At 66.4% G+C, this 14,956-nt stretch carries 14 protein-coding genes; 7 read left to right on the top strand and 7 right to left on the bottom strand.

Annotated features, from left to right (window positions below):
* Nucleotides 1-47 precede the first annotated feature (47 nt).
* The 5 genes from OSB52_RS05545 to OSB52_RS05525 all read left to right on the top strand — a co-directional run bounded on the left by OSB52_RS05545 (nt 48) and on the right by OSB52_RS05525 (nt 6,025).
* Entirely contained in the window at nt 48-887 is an 840-nt protein-coding gene (locus OSB52_RS05545; protein WP_235722956.1) for a TetR-type transcription factor C-terminal domain-containing protein, read from the top strand.
* Nucleotides 888-1,039: 152 nt separating this feature from the next.
* Nucleotides 1,040-1,993 carry a cyclase family protein gene (locus OSB52_RS05540; protein ID WP_235722957.1) on the top strand — a complete coding sequence of 318 codons (954 nt, stop codon included), beginning with the start codon at nt 1,040-1,042 and terminating at the stop codon, nt 1,991-1,993.
* A complete protein-coding gene (locus tag OSB52_RS05535) occupies nt 1,990-3,648 on the top strand; it encodes a class I adenylate-forming enzyme family protein (RefSeq protein ID WP_266060619.1) in 1,659 nt (552 codons plus the stop codon). Before OSB52_RS05540 ends, OSB52_RS05535 begins: the two co-directional genes overlap by 4 nt.
* 114 nt (nt 3,649-3,762) lie before the next feature.
* Nucleotides 3,763-4,911 carry a serine hydrolase domain-containing protein gene (locus OSB52_RS05530; RefSeq protein WP_266060617.1) on the top strand — a complete coding sequence of 383 codons (1,149 nt, stop codon included), beginning with the start codon at nt 3,763-3,765 and terminating at the stop codon, nt 4,909-4,911.
* 49 nt (nt 4,912-4,960) lie between these two features.
* Nucleotides 4,961-6,025 (top strand): polyhydroxyalkanoate synthase family protein, encoded by a 1,065-nt coding sequence (locus OSB52_RS05525; protein WP_277614952.1) that lies wholly within the window; start codon nt 4,961-4,963, stop codon nt 6,023-6,025.
* 6 nt (nt 6,026-6,031) lie between these two features.
* Here the strand turns inward: OSB52_RS05525 and OSB52_RS05520 are convergent, their stop codons facing one another.
* Entirely contained in the window at nt 6,032-6,805 is a 774-nt protein-coding gene (locus OSB52_RS05520) for an IclR family transcriptional regulator (protein ID WP_266060615.1), read from the bottom strand.
* Between the two features lie 47 nt (nt 6,806-6,852).
* Nucleotides 6,853-8,049 (bottom strand): cytochrome P450, encoded by a 1,197-nt coding sequence (locus OSB52_RS05515; RefSeq protein ID WP_266060613.1) that lies wholly within the window; start codon nt 8,047-8,049, stop codon nt 6,853-6,855.
* Nucleotides 8,050-8,203: 154 nt separating this feature from the next.
* Between OSB52_RS05515 and OSB52_RS05510 the strand changes: the two genes are divergently transcribed.
* Nucleotides 8,204-8,752 carry a TetR/AcrR family transcriptional regulator gene (locus tag OSB52_RS05510; RefSeq protein WP_266060612.1) on the top strand — a complete coding sequence of 183 codons (549 nt, stop codon included), beginning with the start codon at nt 8,204-8,206 and terminating at the stop codon, nt 8,750-8,752.
* Nucleotides 8,753-9,177: 425 nt separating this feature from the next.
* Complete coding sequence (locus tag OSB52_RS05505; protein WP_266060611.1) at nt 9,178-10,518, top strand: DUF222 domain-containing protein; 1,341 nt, start codon at nt 9,178-9,180, stop codon at nt 10,516-10,518.
* Between the two features lie 13 nt (nt 10,519-10,531).
* On the opposite strand, the gene pcaC is transcribed toward OSB52_RS05505, so the two are convergent.
* From pcaC to OSB52_RS05480, 5 genes are read right to left on the bottom strand one after another with little or no spacing between them, the layout of a single operon-like run.
* Nucleotides 10,532-10,912, bottom strand: coding sequence for a 4-carboxymuconolactone decarboxylase (gene pcaC / locus OSB52_RS05500; protein ID WP_266060609.1), 381 nt, complete (start codon nt 10,910-10,912; stop codon nt 10,532-10,534).
* 16 nt (nt 10,913-10,928) lie between these two features.
* Nucleotides 10,929-12,146, bottom strand: coding sequence for a lyase family protein (locus OSB52_RS05495; RefSeq protein ID WP_266060608.1), 1,218 nt, complete (start codon nt 12,144-12,146; stop codon nt 10,929-10,931).
* Nucleotides 12,143-12,697, bottom strand: a complete 555-nt coding sequence (gene pcaG, locus OSB52_RS05490; protein WP_266060606.1) for a protocatechuate 3,4-dioxygenase subunit alpha — start codon at nt 12,695-12,697, stop codon at nt 12,143-12,145. Before pcaG ends, OSB52_RS05495 begins: the two co-directional genes overlap by 4 nt.
* Complete coding sequence (gene pcaH, locus OSB52_RS05485) at nt 12,694-13,530, bottom strand: protocatechuate 3,4-dioxygenase subunit beta (protein ID WP_372512335.1); 837 nt, start codon at nt 13,528-13,530, stop codon at nt 12,694-12,696. Before pcaH ends, pcaG begins: the two co-directional genes overlap by 4 nt.
* Nucleotides 13,515-14,690 carry a 4-hydroxybenzoate 3-monooxygenase gene (locus OSB52_RS05480; protein WP_372512347.1) on the bottom strand — a complete coding sequence of 392 codons (1,176 nt, stop codon included), beginning with the start codon at nt 14,688-14,690 and terminating at the stop codon, nt 13,515-13,517. The genes pcaH and OSB52_RS05480 overlap by 16 nt, the downstream gene beginning before the upstream one ends.
* Nucleotides 14,691-14,956 lie beyond the last annotated feature (266 nt).

Genomic DNA, 14,956 nt, shown 5'->3' with positions numbered 1-14,956 from the left:
GACCGGCACACAGCGCTACCGTGTTACACAGCGCTACCGTGTTCAGCATGGCTGAACAGAACCTGACCGGACCGGCGGTCCGCCAGGCGCGTGTGCAGTCCGGCCTGACCCTGCGCGCCCTGGCCGCCGACATCGGGGTCAGCGTCGGGACGATGAGCGCCATCGAGAACGGCAAGGTCGCGCTCACGATCGATCGCCTGCACCAGATCGCCCGGCGCCTCGACGTCTCGCCCGGCCACCTGGTGAGTCCGCCACCCGCCCGCCAGTCCGACACCCTCGGGGCCACACCCACCTCCGACTGGCGCCGATTCAGCGATCTCGATCTCGACCCGGCGCTACGTGCCGCGGTCGAGGTGTTCACCGACGTCGGCTATCACGGTGCGACGATGCGCCTGGTGGCGACCGCCGCCGACAGCAGCGTGGCCGGCATCTACCACTATCACCGGAGCAAGCAGCATCTCTTGGTGACGCTCATGACCCAGACGATGGCCGACATCGAATGGCGCGTGCTGGCAGCGGATGCCGAGGGCGAGCGGCCTGCTGAGCGCTTTGCGCTGATGGTCGAGGCGCTGGCGCTCTGCCATGCGGTACGCCGGGACTTGGCGTTCATCACGGCCACCGAGATGCGTAGCCTCGAGGAACCCGACCGCAGCGTCATCCTCGACGCCCGCCGACGCCTGCAGGCCCGCCTCGACGATGCGGCCGTCGCCGCGGCCGCCGACGGTTCCTTCGCATCGCCGGATCCGCGTGGCACCGCGCGGGTCGTCGCCACCATGTGCATGGCCCTGCCCTACTGGTTCTCCACCGCCGGACCGAAGACGCCTGCCGAGGTCGCCCACGACTACGCCGATCACGCCCTGGCGATGATGCTTGTTCAGCCCCGCTGAACCGAAATCCGCCTGTCCGACATCCCTTTTCGACTTCGGCGAAACCCCTTGACGGACGCCCCGAATCCTGTGATCCTCATCTCACCTGAACTTTCCGAACGTTCGCTCGAATCGTTCAGTCCACTCACATCGACTCACTGGAGAGGCGTCCCATGACTGCACCCGATCTCACCGAACTGCTCGCCGACTCCCCCTCCAACTGGGGCAAATGGGGCGCCGACGACGAGGTCGGCAGCCTCAACTACCTCACCGCCGAGCAGGTCCTCGCCGGCGTCGGCCTGATCAAGAAGGGCGAACTGTTCACGCTGCAGCGACTCATCGGCGACCCCGAGGGCGATCCGGTGTGGCCCGGCCGCAGCCCGGCGACCCGCGAGATGATCTTCGACGAGTCCAACTGGGATGAGGGCGGCGACGGCCCGGCCTTCCCGGGCGGTCTGCACTACGCCGACGACAAGATCGACGCCTTCCTGCAGGGGTCCACGCAGTACGACGCACTCGGCCACGTCTGGTACGACGGCCAGATCTACAACGGGTATGACGCCCGCACCACCGTGGGCGGCCTGGACAAGGCCAGCGTCGAGCCGATCGCACAACGTGGCGTCGCCGGTCGCGCGGTCCTGCTGGACATGGCCCGCTTCAGGGGGGTGGATTGCCTCGGGCCGCGCGAGACCTTCGACCACACCGACCTCGAGAAGTGCGCCGCGGCACAGGGTATCGAGATCAAACCGCGCGACATCCTGCTCATCCGCACCAATCACCTCCAACTGTTCTTCCAGCAGGGCGACAAGTTCTACGACGACTTCTGCGAACCCGGCTTGGTGCATTCCGCAGAACTGGTGAAGTGGTTCCAGGACAAGGAGATCCCGAATCTGGTCACCGACACCATCGCCAACGAGGTCACCACCGACCCGCACAACGGGGTCGCGTTGGTTCTGCACAATGCGCTGATGCGCAACCTGGGCATCGCCTTCACCGAGATCTGCGACCTGGAGAAACTCGCCGCGGATTGTGCCGCCGACGGGGTCTACGAGTTCTTCTATGTGGCTGCGCCGCTGAAGATCCACCGGGCCACCGGCGCACCCGTGAACCCGGTGGTGATCAAGTGAGTTACGCCGATCGGCCGTGGCTGACCCGCTATCCGGCGGGCAGCCCGGCCGACATCGAGGCCGAGTACACCACCGCCCTCGACGTGTTCGATGCTGCGGTGGCGGCCGAGCCGGACAGCCCTTTTCTCTGCTACTTCGACGCGACGCTGACCTTCGCCGACGTGGATCGGGCCGCGACGGCGCTGGCGTCCGCACTCGTCGGCGATGGATTCTCGGCCGGTGATCGTCTCGCGGTCTACGTTCAGAACAATCCGGCCTTCATCATCGGGATCGTGGCGGCATGGAAGGCCGGCGGTATCGCCGTCGCGATCAATCCGATGAACAAGCAGCGCGAACTCACCTACATGCTGGTCGATTCCGGCGCAACGGCGTTGCTCACCCTCGACGACCTCTACGACGATGTGGCCGCGCCGGTCATCGCCACCGGGAAGACGGCGGTCCGAACGGTCTTCACGACGTCTCCGCTCGACTTTCAGACGCGCGATGATCCTCGGCTGTTCGCCGGCGTCGAGCGCCGCCGCAATCCCGGCACCCGCGATCTGGTCGAGACGATCGACGGCTTCGACGGATCGTCGTTGCCGGCGCCGACCCTCACCGCCGACGATGTCGCCGTCCTCACCTACACCAGCGGTACCACCGGAGAACCCAAGGGCGCCATGAACACTCATGGAAACCTGGCGTTCAACGCGCAGACCTACCGCGACTGGACGGGTCTGAAACCGGGCGAGGGGGTGCTCGGCGTCGCGCCGTTGTTCCACATCACCGGACTCGTGGGACATGTGATGATCGCGATGCTGGTGCGGGCACCGCTGACGCTGACACACCGGTTTGCCCCGGACGTCACGCTCGACGCGATCCGCGAACGCCGGCCGGTGTTCACCGTCGCGGCGATCACCGCGTTCAACGCGTTGTCCGCCGCCCCCGGTGCCACACCGGCCGACTTCGAGAGTCTGCGTATTCTCTACTCCGGTGGCGCGCCGATCGCACCGGCGATGGCCGACCGGCTCGAGCAGGTCTTCGGCGCCTACATCCACAACATCTACGGGCTGACGGAGACGTCGTCGCCGTCACACGGTGTCCCGCTCGGTGTTCGGGCGCCCGTCGACGCGACCTCGGGTGCACTGTCGGTGGGAGTGCCGGTGTTCAACACGGTCGTCCGGGTGGTCGGGGAGGATGGCGAAGACCTTCCCGTCGGCGAAGTCGGCGAGTTCGTCACATCCGGTCCGCAGGTGGTCAAGGGCTACTGGAACAAGCCGGACAAGACGGCCGAATCGATTCCCGGCGGTGCACTGAAGACCGGCGACGTCGGATTCATGGACAGCGACGGCTGGTTCTACGTGGTCGATCGCAAGAAGGACATGATCAACGCGTCGGGCTACAAGGTGTGGCCACGCGAGGTGGAGGACGTGCTGTACACCCATCCCGCGGTGCGGGAGGCTGCCGTGATCGGGGTGCCCGACGAGTATCGCGGCGAGACCGTCAAGGCCTATGTGTCACTGCAGGACGGCGCGACGGTCGACACCGCCGAGCTCGTCGAGTTCTGTAAGGAGCAGATGGCCGCCTACAAGTATCCGCGCGAGGTCGAGATCGTCGGCGAGCTCCCGAAGACGGTCACCGGCAAGATCCTGCGCCGCGAGCTGCGCGACGCAGGATGAGTCGGCGGTTGCGGTTTGTGCCGGCAACCGGCGCAAACCGCAACCGGGCCGCCGGAACATGTTCTACGGTCGGCCGAGAGGGCGACACCGCGGTCGTCCGGCAAGGAGTCCGACATGTCCGAGACACCCGACGTCCACGGTCACATCGATCCGAAGTTCGAGCGGGTGCGCGATGAGCTTGCCGCCCAACTCGACTCAGGCAACGAACTCGGTGCGGCCATCGCCGTCGACGTCGACGGCGAACTGATGGTCGATGTCTGGGGCGGGTTCCGCGACGCCGCCCGAACACTTCCGTGGGAGCGCGACACCATCGTCAACGTGTGGTCGACCACCAAGGAGGTCACCGCGCTCGCGGTCCTCATGCTGGCCGACCGAGGACTCGTCGACCTACACGCACCGGTCGCAACCTACTGGCCGGAATTCGCCCAGAACGGCAAAGACGATATCGAGGTCCGCCACATCATGGCGCACACCTCGGGGGTCTCGGGGTGGGATCAGCCGTTCGAGCTCACCGACATGTACAACTGGGACACCTCGGTCGAACACCTCGCTCGCCAGGCCCCGTGGTGGGAACCCGGCACCGCGTCGGGTTATCACGCGCAGAACCAGGGCCACCTCTTGGGCGAAATCGTCCGCCGGGTAACCGGCAAACATCTCACACAGTTCGTCGCCGACGAGATCGCCGGCCCGCTGGGAGTCGATCTACAGATCGGTGCAGGGCCGGACGACGACGCACGGATCGCCGAGGTGATCCCACCCCCACCGCTGCCGATCGACATCGCGGCACTGCCCACCGATTCGCCGATGTTCAAGACCTTCACCGGGCCAGTGGCGTCAGCCGCCGCCGCAAACACCATCGAGTGGCGTCGTGCCGACATGGGGGCACTGAACGGCCACACCAACGCCCGCGCCCTCGTACGAACGATGTCGGTGATCTCCCGCGGCGGGACCGTCGACGGCGTGCAGCTGCTGACGGAGAAGACGATCGATCAGATCTTCGACGAACAGACGCGCGGCGACGACCTCGTTCTGGGCGTGCCGCTGCGCTGGGGAATCGGATTCGGTCTTCCCGAACCCGCGACCGTGCCCTCACTCCCCGACGAACGGATCTGCTTCTGGGGTGGATGGGGAGGGTCGATCACTGTGATGTTCCCGCTGCAGAAGATGACCATCTCCTACGTCATGAACAAGATGGCACCGGGCATCATCGGATCCGACCGCTCCGAGGCCTACACGCGGGCCATCCTGGCTGCCGCCGGCTGAGCCTCCCGTAGGATCGCACCCCGTGTCCCAACGAGACCGGAAGGTGCCCATGCTCGACGGTGTCCGTACCCTTTACCGCCTGACGCGCGGTGAACGCGTGGCCGATGACCAGCCCACCTCGCACGTCACCCTTTCCGAGGGGCGGCATCGGACGCTACGCCGCTACGGAACCACCGCCGACGTCGATGCGGCTCGCAATGCAGGACGCTCACCGGTCCTGCTGATCCCGCCGCTCGCGGTTCCGGCCCGCTGCTACGACCTGGCGCCGGACATGTCGGTGGTCGCGACACTGCTGGCGACCGGACGCATCCCGTACGTGATCGATTTCGGCGAGATGGGTTATGCCGACCGCCATCTCGGTTTCGAGGACTTCTGCGACGACATCGTCCCCGCCGCCATCGGACACGTGCTCGCCGACTACGGCGACACTTCGAGCACAGTAGACCTCGCCGCATGGAGCCTGGGCGGCACCGTCGCGTTCCTCACCGCCGCCGCACATCCCGACCTGCCCGTCCGGTCGATCACCGCAGTTGGCACACCGCTGAATTATTCGCTGGTACAGCCGTATCCGTTGGTGAAGACGCTCATCCGGCCGATCGGTCCCGCTCCGGTGACGTACGCGCTGAAAGCGATGGGCGGCATCCCGGCGCCGCTGGTGCGCCTCGGGTACCGCGCGACGGCGTGGGAACGCGAGTTCAAGAAGCCCGGCTACATCCTCCGCAACGCGGACAACACGGAGGCGTTGGCGCGGATGCAGGTCATCGACTGGTTCCAGGAGGCGCTGCCCGGATATCCCGGCAAGCTGGCCGAGCAGATGTGGGAAAATCTTGTTTTCCGCGACGAAATCGCCGGCGGCGTACTGCGATTCGGTGATCGCAGCATCGACCTCACATCCATCGCGCTCCCGATCCAGCTGTTCGGCAGCCATCGCGACGCGATCGTCAGCTGGGGTGCAGCGCGACACGGCGTGGAGATCTTCGCCGACTCTCCCGAGGTGCACTTCACCACCGTCGAGACCAGCCATCTGGGTCTGATCGCCGGCAGCGAGGCGACCGCGCAGACGTGGCCGCGGGTCGAGGAGTTCTTGGCCGGCCTGGACCGCGTGGGCGCCTGAAACTCGTCAGACCGTCGCGGGCGGCGGTACGCCCCCGCCCAATGTGCGGCCGACACCCTGAGCAGCCACCTGTGCGGCGGCCACCAACGACGCCCGGTTGCGCCCCAGCGACGGCACCACCACCCCGAGCGCGGCGACCACCTCGTCGCCGCGGCGGATCGGCACGGCGATCGAGCAGGCACCGAGCGTCATCTCCTCGGCGGTGGTGGCGTAGCCCTGCTGCCGGATCTGGCGGAGTTGACGATCCAATACCCCGGGCGCAACGATCGTGTGCGGTGTCATCGGGCGCAGGTCACTCATCGCCTCACGCCGTATCCCGTCGGGTGCATGCGCGAGCAGAACCTTGCCGACACCGGTGCAGTGCAACGGAAGTCGGCTACCCACCCGACTGACCACCGGCACAGACGCGCGACCCGACAGGCGGTCCAGATACAGCACCTGGGTTCCCTCCCGGACGGCGAGATGCACGGTGGCGAACGTCGCGGCGTACAAGTCCTGCAAGAAGGGCGCGGCGACCTCCCGGATACCCGATTGGATCGGGGCCAGAAGCCCCAGATCCCACAGCCGCCGTCCGATGACGTAGCGGGTGTCGGGCCGACGGGTCAGCGCGCCCCACGACTCGAGCTCGCGGGCCAGGCGATGCGTCGTCGGCACCGGAAGGTCGGCGCGCTCGGCGATCTCGGTGAGGGTCAACGCGCGGTGGGTGCGGTCGAAGGCGGCGAGCACCGCCAGCGTGCGCGCGGCCACCGATTGGCCCGGGGCGCCCGTGTTACCTGCCATCGTCGCCTTTCACTCAGTGGAATCGAGTGTAGCGAGCTCGAGCCCTGTCAGGTCACGGTCAGCGGCAATGTGCGCAGTCGACGCACCAGCAGGCTTCGTTCCCACTGGGGGTTCGCGCCATGGACGGTGAAGTCGGTGGTGGCATCGAGTAGGTGGTTGACCGCCACCCGCGCCTCGAGTCGCGCCAGCGCCGCTCCGACACACAGATGTAGCCCTTTCCCGAACGCCATGTGTGGTCGCCGCACGGCCGGATCCAGGTTCACCCGGTCCGGCTCATCAGAATGCTCGGCGTCGCGATTGGCAGCGCCCCACATCAGATAGAGGTGGGAGTTGGCGGGCAATGCCACGTCCCCCAGTGTGGTGTCGTGCACGACGTGGCGGTAGTGACCGCGAAACGGCGATTCGACGCGCAGCGCCTCCTCGACGAAGAGGCGCACGAGATCACGATTGTCCCGCAGTTGTCCGACCAGTTCCGGCTGCTCGCCGAGCAGCCACACGGCGTTGCCGAGGAGGCTGACGGTGGATTCCGCCCCGGCCGCGACGAGTTGAATGAGCATGATGATCGCTGTCGACTCATCGAGGTCGCCTCGGTTCACCAGGGTCGCGAGGTCGCCCATGACGCCGCCGCCCGGATCGTCGCGGGTCGCAGTGAAGGATTCAGCGATGTGGCCGCCGAGTTCGGTCGCTGCCTGAGTGGCCGCCGTCAACTGTTCGGCGGTCACCACTCCGTCGAGCAGCACGGTGGTCGCGAACGACCAGCGGATCAGGTCGTCGATGTCGTAGGTCGGGAATCCCAGGAGTTCGGCGACGACGGCCATGGGCACCCGGTGCGCGACCGCCGTCATCCAGTCGATCCGGTTGCCGTCGATTCCGTTGCTGTCGATTCCGCTGTCCCACAGTCGCTTCACGGTGTGATCGATGAACGGTTCGAGTTGACCGATACGTTTGGCGACCATAGACGGCATCACCATCCTGCGATGGTCCCGGTGGGCCGGGTCGTCGGCGGTGGCGAGCGCGTGGATGGGTGAATCCAGTTCCGCGATCGGGTACGTGGTCACGGTGCCATCGGCGTTCCACACCATCGTCGCGGTGAGATTTGACGAGAAGTGATCGGGCCGGGCCACGGCCTCGGCAATGAGATCCCAGCTCGTCACCACGTAGAACGGGGAGTCGGCGAGCCGGGCCACCGGCGTGTCGGTCCGCAACGTCTCGTAGTACGGATAGGGGTTGTCCAGATCATGCATCTGACCAGCGTCGACTCCATCGCGCGTACAGAGCAACAGGTTGCGGGAAAGTCGACACATCAGATGTCTGGTCGTGGTTCGCGGCGTCTCATACCGTGTACCCAACCTCGACATACGGGTGAAACATCTCAGCAAGATGTCTCACACTGAGAACATGGCAGGCGACTGGCTGGTGAGTGGCGACCGCAACCAAGCGGCCCGTGATCGCCTCTACGCACTCTCCACAGAGATGATCGGTCGCGACGGACTCGATCGGTTCGACCTCAACGACCTCGCCCGTCGCGCCCACTGTTCGCGGGCTACCGTCTACCGTCACGTCGGCGGCAAGAGGCAATTGCTCGAGGCGGTGTGGGCGTTCTCCTCGACGGCCGTGGTCGCCGAGGTCGAGAAGTCGGTCGCCGGTCTCGAAGGGCGAGAGCGGGCGCTCCTTGCGATCACTGTGGCCGTGCGAGCAATTCGCGCCGACCCGGTGATCCGACAGTTCGTCGAATCGCGTCGGGTCTACGCCGCGGCGGACACCGTCATCCACTCGCCGACGATCATCGCGACCGCAGCCGAGCTGATGGGCCTCGACGCGGCCGATGGCGTGCAGGTCCGCTTCGCGATCCGATCGATCCTGTCCATCGTGACCCTCCCCCCGCGGGACCCGACCGAGGAACGAGTACTCATCGAGGTCCTGGTGTGCGCGATTCATCCGGAGTGATCGGTTCCGGACCTAAACCTCAGGTGACCTGCGCAAACCATTCTTGTCGGTGCGATGGCATACATTGGGTACCAGCGAAATCGAAGTGTTGATGTGATACCGGATCGGCCCACGGGGGTCGGTCACTTTCAGAGCTATGTGGGACGTGTGGTTTCGCCGTGTCCATTCTCTGAAAGGTGCTGGCGGTGTCGAGTCGCGATTGGGCGTTGTCGTCCTGGTGGGGTGAACCCTCGCCGTGGCCGGATCTTGCGCCCCGCTTCACCGGCCGTCTCCATGGCGATGACGTCGCAGACGCAGACACCAATGGCCTGCTCGGGTCGATGGCCTCGTCCCAACGCGGACGAGCGTAACTGGCCTGGCACGACTATCAGCTCGCCGCCGAGCTCCATCGCCGAATTGTCGGCGATGGGAAACGTCCGGAGGACATGTTGGTGGTCGACGGTTTCGCCGACTGCGCAGCTCGGATCGCGTTGGCACTGAGTGTTTCCCAGAATGCCGCCGAGCAGGTCCTGCGGGAGGCAGTCGCGTTGCGGGATCGCCTTCCCGAGGTCGCCGAGCGACTCCGCAACGGCCAGATCTCCCAGGCCCGGGTCTCGACGATCATTGCGCGGACCGATCTGCTCACCGGGCATGCCTGCATGGCCGATGTGGATGCCGAGATCGCGGCCGAGTTGGACCTGCATCGTGGCGCGTGGTCCGCCGAGCGATTGCGAGACATGATCGACCGCGTTGTCTTCCGCCACGACCCGGACGCGGTCCGAGAAGCACGCAGACGCGCGCTGGCCGATCGGCGGATGTCAACCAAGCCGCAGCCAGATGGGATGGCCGAGATTTCTGTCACGATGGCGGCGGAGAACGTCCGTATCGCCGCGGCCGCCGTCAAGTCTCTGGCGGCCGCGGTGTGCGCTCATGACGAACGCACGAAGGCGCAGCGCGCCTCGGATGCGATGTTCGCATTGCTATCGGGCACGCGGTTCGAATGTCTGTGCGGCCGAGAGGACTGTGCCGCAGAGATTCCTGAGCCGGCCACGGTGCCGCCGGTGGATGCCAAGGTGGTCATTCACGTCGTCTGCGACGAGGGAACCCTCGCAGGCACTGCCGAGAACGCCGGGTTCGTCGACGGGCACGGAGTGATCTCGGACGAACACGTGCGAGACCTGGCAGCGCGACCGGACGCCATCGTCAAGAGGTTGGTCCCGAAAGGCACTCCGCAGAATCCGGATGGCACCTTCACCCTGCCCGCGCATCTGCCCTCCGACCCCTACCGCCCCTCGGCCGCGCTGGACACCTATGTCCGGGTGCGCGATGGACACAGCGTGGTGCCCGGCGATGCGACTCCCGCGTTCGAGGGCGATGTCGAACATGTCCACGAGTACAACCACGCCCGCCCGGCGGCAGGTGGGCAGACCGCGCCGGAGAACCTGAACATCAAAGGCCGGTTCTTCCACATCCTGAAAACCTTCGGCCGCTGGGTCGACGACATGTACCGCGACCGCAGCGGCCGCCTTCGCACCGAATTCAAAACTCCGGAAGGTCTGGTGATCGAGGGCGACCCCGACAATCTCGAGAGCATGTTCCCCGGACTGCTCCGCATCCGGTTCGCGTCACCAGACCCACCCGCGCCGCCCGACGACACCGAACCACCCCGGAACGCGAAGCCTCCACCACCCACCCGATCCATGACCCGGGTAGAAGCCAAACACGCCCGCCGACAACAAGAACGGGAGCGTAATCGCCGCAGACGGGAGGTCGATGAGACCGACTAGTCAGAGCATGGGATCACTGAGCCGCGTCGATCTCCGCGAACACCCCGTTCGCGATCCGGAACGCCGTGTTCGCGTCGGGCACACCGCAATAGATCGCCGACTGCAGCAGCACTTCAGTGATCTCGTCGCGAGTCAGCCCGTTACGCAACGCGGCGCGCAGATGCATGGCCAGTTCTTCGTGGTGCCCGCGGGCGATCAGTGCCGTCAACGTGATCATCGAACGGCTGCGACGATCCAGGCCGGGTCGCGTCCAGATGCTGCCCCACGCGTATTCGGTGATGAGTTCCTGGAAGTCGCGGGTGAGGTCGGTGATGGCGTCGGTCGCCCGGTCGACGTGCGCGTCGCCGAGGACCTCGCGTCGCACCGCCATGCCGTCGTCGTATCGGCTCGTCATCGGTCTCCTGTCCTGGTCATGGTGTCCTGGTCATGGTGCGTAGGCGCTCGAGTTGCGCGTCGATGTAGAAGTCTGCGGCGCCGAGGTACTGACCGGCCGGGGTGTGGCCGGCGATCGCGGCCATGGTCGTCTGCTCCGAGGTGACGGCGTCGCCAGCCTCGGCAAGGCGGTGCGCCATGCGGTCGGTGTGGACCCGCAGTTCGTCGACGAGCCGCGTGGTCTGACGGGCTGCGACCAGGGTGCGGCGCAACAGGGTCCGCAGCGTGTCCCATTCGACGTGCCAACCCCCGGGTGTGCGTTCGTCGACAGTGTCCACCGCGGCCAGGTGCAGACTCGATGCCAAGGGCGGCGCGGCGAGCGCTGCCCGCCGGATGAGTACCGACAGCACCGGGTTGGTTTTGTGCGGCATCGTCGACGACCCGCCGCCGGCTCCCTCGGTCAGCTCACCGATTTCCGGCCGCGACAGCGCGAGCACATCGTTGGCGATATGCGCCCAACTGTCGGTGCAGGTGACGGCGGCGTCACCGATGCGGGTCACGGCGCTGCGTGCACCGTGCCACGGCGTGGTGGCCTCCAGACCCAGTTCACGGGCCACGATCGTCGATGTCTCGGCCGCCACTCGGGCAGGGCCACCGCCGGCGAGTTCGACGACCGCCGCCGACGTCCCGCCCGCACCGCCGAGCTGCACCGCAAAGGACACTTCTGCGACCTGCTCGCGCGCGTCGAGCACGCCACGCAGCCACATCGCCGCCTTGAGACCGAAGGTCGTCGGCACCGCATGCTGGGTCAGGGTGCGCGCCACCATCGGGGTGTGCCGGTGTTCGTCGGAGCGATCGGCCAGGATCCGGGCCTGGCGCTCCAGCTCGACGGCGACCGCCTCGGATGCGTCAGCGGCACAGCGCATGACCGCGGTGTCCACGACGTCCTGGCTGGTGAGCCCCCGGTGCAGCCATCTGCCCACGGCTACCGTGTCCACCCGGCCGCGAAGCATCTTCACGAGCGGGATGACCGGGTTCCCGCCGGATTCCGCGTCGTCGGCGATGGCGGACAGATCTGCGTCACCGACCAGATCGCGCAACACGTCGTAGGTCACCGCCGCGTCGGGCGGCGCCACCCCGGCCTCGGTGAGAGCCACCGACCACGCCGCTTCCACCCGCAGCATGGCATCCAGAAACGCACTGTCGGTGAAGTAGTCACCGGCATGGTGATCACCCGGCCAGAGCAGATTACTCATCGGCCGCCGTGATCGAGGAACACCGTCTCAACCTCGCCTTGCAGATGGATGTCGAAGCGGTAGCCGTCGGCGTCCTTCTCGGCGATCAAGGTGGCGCGGCAATCGTCGGGCACCGAGTTCAACAGCGTATCCGCGGCGAGTGCCAGTGAACTGACCGGTAGGTAGGCGCGGGTGAACAGTCGATCGAGCAACCCGCGTGCGAACACGCACACCGCGAAGAACGGTGCGCCGCCTTCGTTCGCCGCGCCGGGCGCCACCGTCGCGAACGTGTAGTGTCCGACGCGGTCGGTCTGCGCACGTCCGAAACCGGTGAAGGTGAAGCCGTCGCGGCGCAGGGAGCCCGTCGCCGAACTGACATTACCCGCACCGTCGGGCTGCCAGATCTCGATCAGGGCGTCGGGCACCGGATCTCCGGCACCGTCGAACACCGTGCCGTGCAGCCTGATCCGATCAGGGTGGCCGGCGGACACCAGTTCGGCACCACCCTCGAAGGGCAGCGCGTAGTGGAAGAACGGGCCGACGGTCTGGCCGGGGGTCGGCGTGAGGGTCACTGGTCCTCCTCCATCGGGGTCTGGCCGGCGCCGTTCAGAACGATGTCCCAACGGTATCCGGTGCACCACTCGTGTTGGGTCAGATCGTGGTCGTAGTCGGCGACCAGACGGTCGCGTGCCTGCTGATCGACGATGGCCTGATAGATCGGGTCGAACGCGAACAGCGGATCGCCAGGGAAGTACATCTGGGTGACGAGCCGTTGGGTGAACGCCGTGCCGAACACCGAGAAGTGGATATGCGCCGGTCGCCACGCATTGTGGTGGTTCTTCCACGGGTACGGCCCCGGCTTGATGGTGGTGAACTTGTACCAGCCGTCGTCATCGGTCAGGCAGCGCCCGACGCCGGTGAAGTTGGGGTCGATCGGCGCCGGATGCTGGTCGCGCTTGTGGATGTAGCGACCGGCCGCGTTGGCCTGCCACACCTCGACCAGCTGCCCGCGCACCGGCCGTCCCGCACTATCGAGCACTCGCCCGGTCACCACGAGGCGCTCCCCGATGGGGTCACCGCCGTGTTGGATCGTCAGGTCCGCCTCCAACGGGTCGACGTCCCGGTGTCCGAACGCGGGCGAGAACAGTTCGATGCCCTCGGGGTCGGAGTGGCGGAAGTCCTTCGTGGGATGCCGCAGCAAGCTGGAGCGGTAGGGGGCATAGTCGAGCCGTGGGCGGGTCTCGGGGCTCGCACCCGCGGTCAATCCGTCGGCATATGCGGTTGCGATGTGGGCGATCTCGTCACTGATCTGTCGCTGTGTACCGGCTGCAGCATCCGACGACGCACCGCCGTGGTCGATGACATCCGACTGTTCGTCGGCGCCGGACATCAATGGTGTGGCCATCCTGTGTACCCTTCCGCGAGATAGGTGGAGCCGGCCTCGGAGGAGACCAGCGTCTCCAGTTCACCGAGTTGGCGCTGTTCGTCGAATTCCGATGCGTCCGAACTGTTGTGAAGCATCGTCGTCATCCAGTACGAGAAGTGCTGGGCCTTCCACACCCGCGACAGGGCGCGCGCGGTGTAAGTGTCGAGTGCGTCGTCGTCGCTGTTGTTCAGCGCGCGTTCGATGACCTCGGCCAGCACCCGCACATCGGACAGCGCGAGGTTGAGTCCCTTGGCGCCGGTAGGCGGAACCGTATGTGCCGCATCACCGGCCAACAACAGCCGGCCATGTCGCATCGGCGACTGCACGAAGCTGCGGAACGGCAGCACAGTCCGCTCGATGACGGGTCCGTCCTGGAGCCGGAATCCGTCGGACCCGGACAGCCGGGTGTGCAGTTGTTCCCAGATCCGATCGTCGGACCAGGCCTCGGGGTCCTCGGTGGGGTCGCACTGGAAGTACATGCGTTGCACGGTGTCGGTGCGCTGACTGATCAGCGCGAAACCCTGCGGCGAGCGGTTGTAGATCAATTCGGGTGCGCTCGGCGGCGCCTGCACCATCACACCGAACCAGGCGAACGGGTACTCCCGGAAGTACATGTGCGGGTCGGCGACGAGCTTGCGGCAGATGCTGCGGGAACCGTCCGCGCCGACGACGAGGTCGGCGGTGATCGTGTGCCGGACACCGTGCGGATCGGTGTAGCGCACAGTCGGGGTGTCGAGGACGTCGACGACCTCGGTGTCGGTGATTCCGTAGCGCAGCTCACCACCGTCGCGGGTACGGGCGCGATGCAGGTCGATGAACACCTCGGTCTGCGGGTACAGCCAGCAGGACGCGCCCGCCAGCTTCTGGAAGTCGATGCGGTGGCTCACCCCACCGAAGCGCAACGAGATGCCTTCGTGTTCGTGGCCGTCGGTGAGCACCCGGTCAGAGACGCCCGAGTCGACCAGCAGGCGCACGCTGTCGCGTTCGAGGATGCCGGCGCGGTGAGTCGTCTCGATCTGCTCGACAGTGCGGTTGTCGACGACGACGCTCTCGATGCCGGCGACGTACAGCAGATGCGACAACATGAGGCCGGCCGGACCGCCGCCGACGATGGCCACCCGGGTGCGGGTGGGGGCCATTGAACTCATGGGCGCTCTCCGATCCTGTGAGGTGATGCGATGGCATGACCATAGGAGTCGGCGATCACAGAAGTCGACGCCTGGCTTTCACTGAGTGAAATCAGAAGGAACTCGGTGTCTATCCGACTTGCTTCACGGAAAGCACCCCAGTCAAGCGCCCATCGCAGAGGCGTCGATGACAATATGTCGATTACCGGCCTACACCGGGCGCATATCCGGGGCGCAGTTCGAGGACCTACCGGGATCGATCCGGCCCGGCGTCACGA

The sequence above is a fragment of the Gordonia aquimaris genome (assembly GCF_026262595.1).
GTDB classification, from domain to species: Bacteria; Actinomycetota; Actinomycetes; order Mycobacteriales; family Mycobacteriaceae; genus Gordonia; species Gordonia tangerina.
This window is presented reverse-complemented; position numbering and strand designations above follow the sequence as displayed.

Coding starts and splice junctions, on each gene's coding strand:
- OSB52_RS05545 (WP_235722956.1), top strand. CDS start 48: ATGGCTGAACAGAACCTGACCGGACCGGCGGTCCGCCAGGCGCGTGTG.
- OSB52_RS05540 (WP_235722957.1), top strand. CDS start 1,040: ATGACTGCACCCGATCTCACCGAACTGCTCGCCGACTCCCCCTCCAAC.
- OSB52_RS05530 (WP_266060617.1), top strand. CDS start 3,763: ATGTCCGAGACACCCGACGTCCACGGTCACATCGATCCGAAGTTCGAG.
- OSB52_RS05525 (WP_277614952.1), top strand. CDS start 4,961: ATGCTCGACGGTGTCCGTACCCTTTACCGCCTGACGCGCGGTGAACGC.
- OSB52_RS05520 (WP_266060615.1), bottom strand. CDS start 6,805: ATGGCAGGTAACACGGGCGCCCCGGGCCAATCGGTGGCCGCGCGCACG.
- OSB52_RS05515 (WP_266060613.1), bottom strand. CDS start 8,049: ATGCATGATCTGGACAACCCCTATCCGTACTACGAGACGTTGCGGACC.
- OSB52_RS05510 (WP_266060612.1), top strand. CDS start 8,204: ATGGCAGGCGACTGGCTGGTGAGTGGCGACCGCAACCAAGCGGCCCGT.
- OSB52_RS05505 (WP_266060611.1), top strand. CDS start 9,178: ATGTTGGTGGTCGACGGTTTCGCCGACTGCGCAGCTCGGATCGCGTTG.
- pcaC (WP_266060609.1), bottom strand. CDS start 10,912: ATGACGAGCCGATACGACGACGGCATGGCGGTGCGACGCGAGGTCCTC.
- OSB52_RS05495 (WP_266060608.1), bottom strand. CDS start 12,146: ATGAGTAATCTGCTCTGGCCGGGTGATCACCATGCCGGTGACTACTTC.
- pcaH (WP_372512335.1), bottom strand. CDS start 13,530: ATGGCCACACCATTGATGTCCGGCGCCGACGAACAGTCGGATGTCATC.
- OSB52_RS05480 (WP_372512347.1), bottom strand. CDS start 14,690: ATGGCCCCCACCCGCACCCGGGTGGCCATCGTCGGCGGCGGTCCGGCC.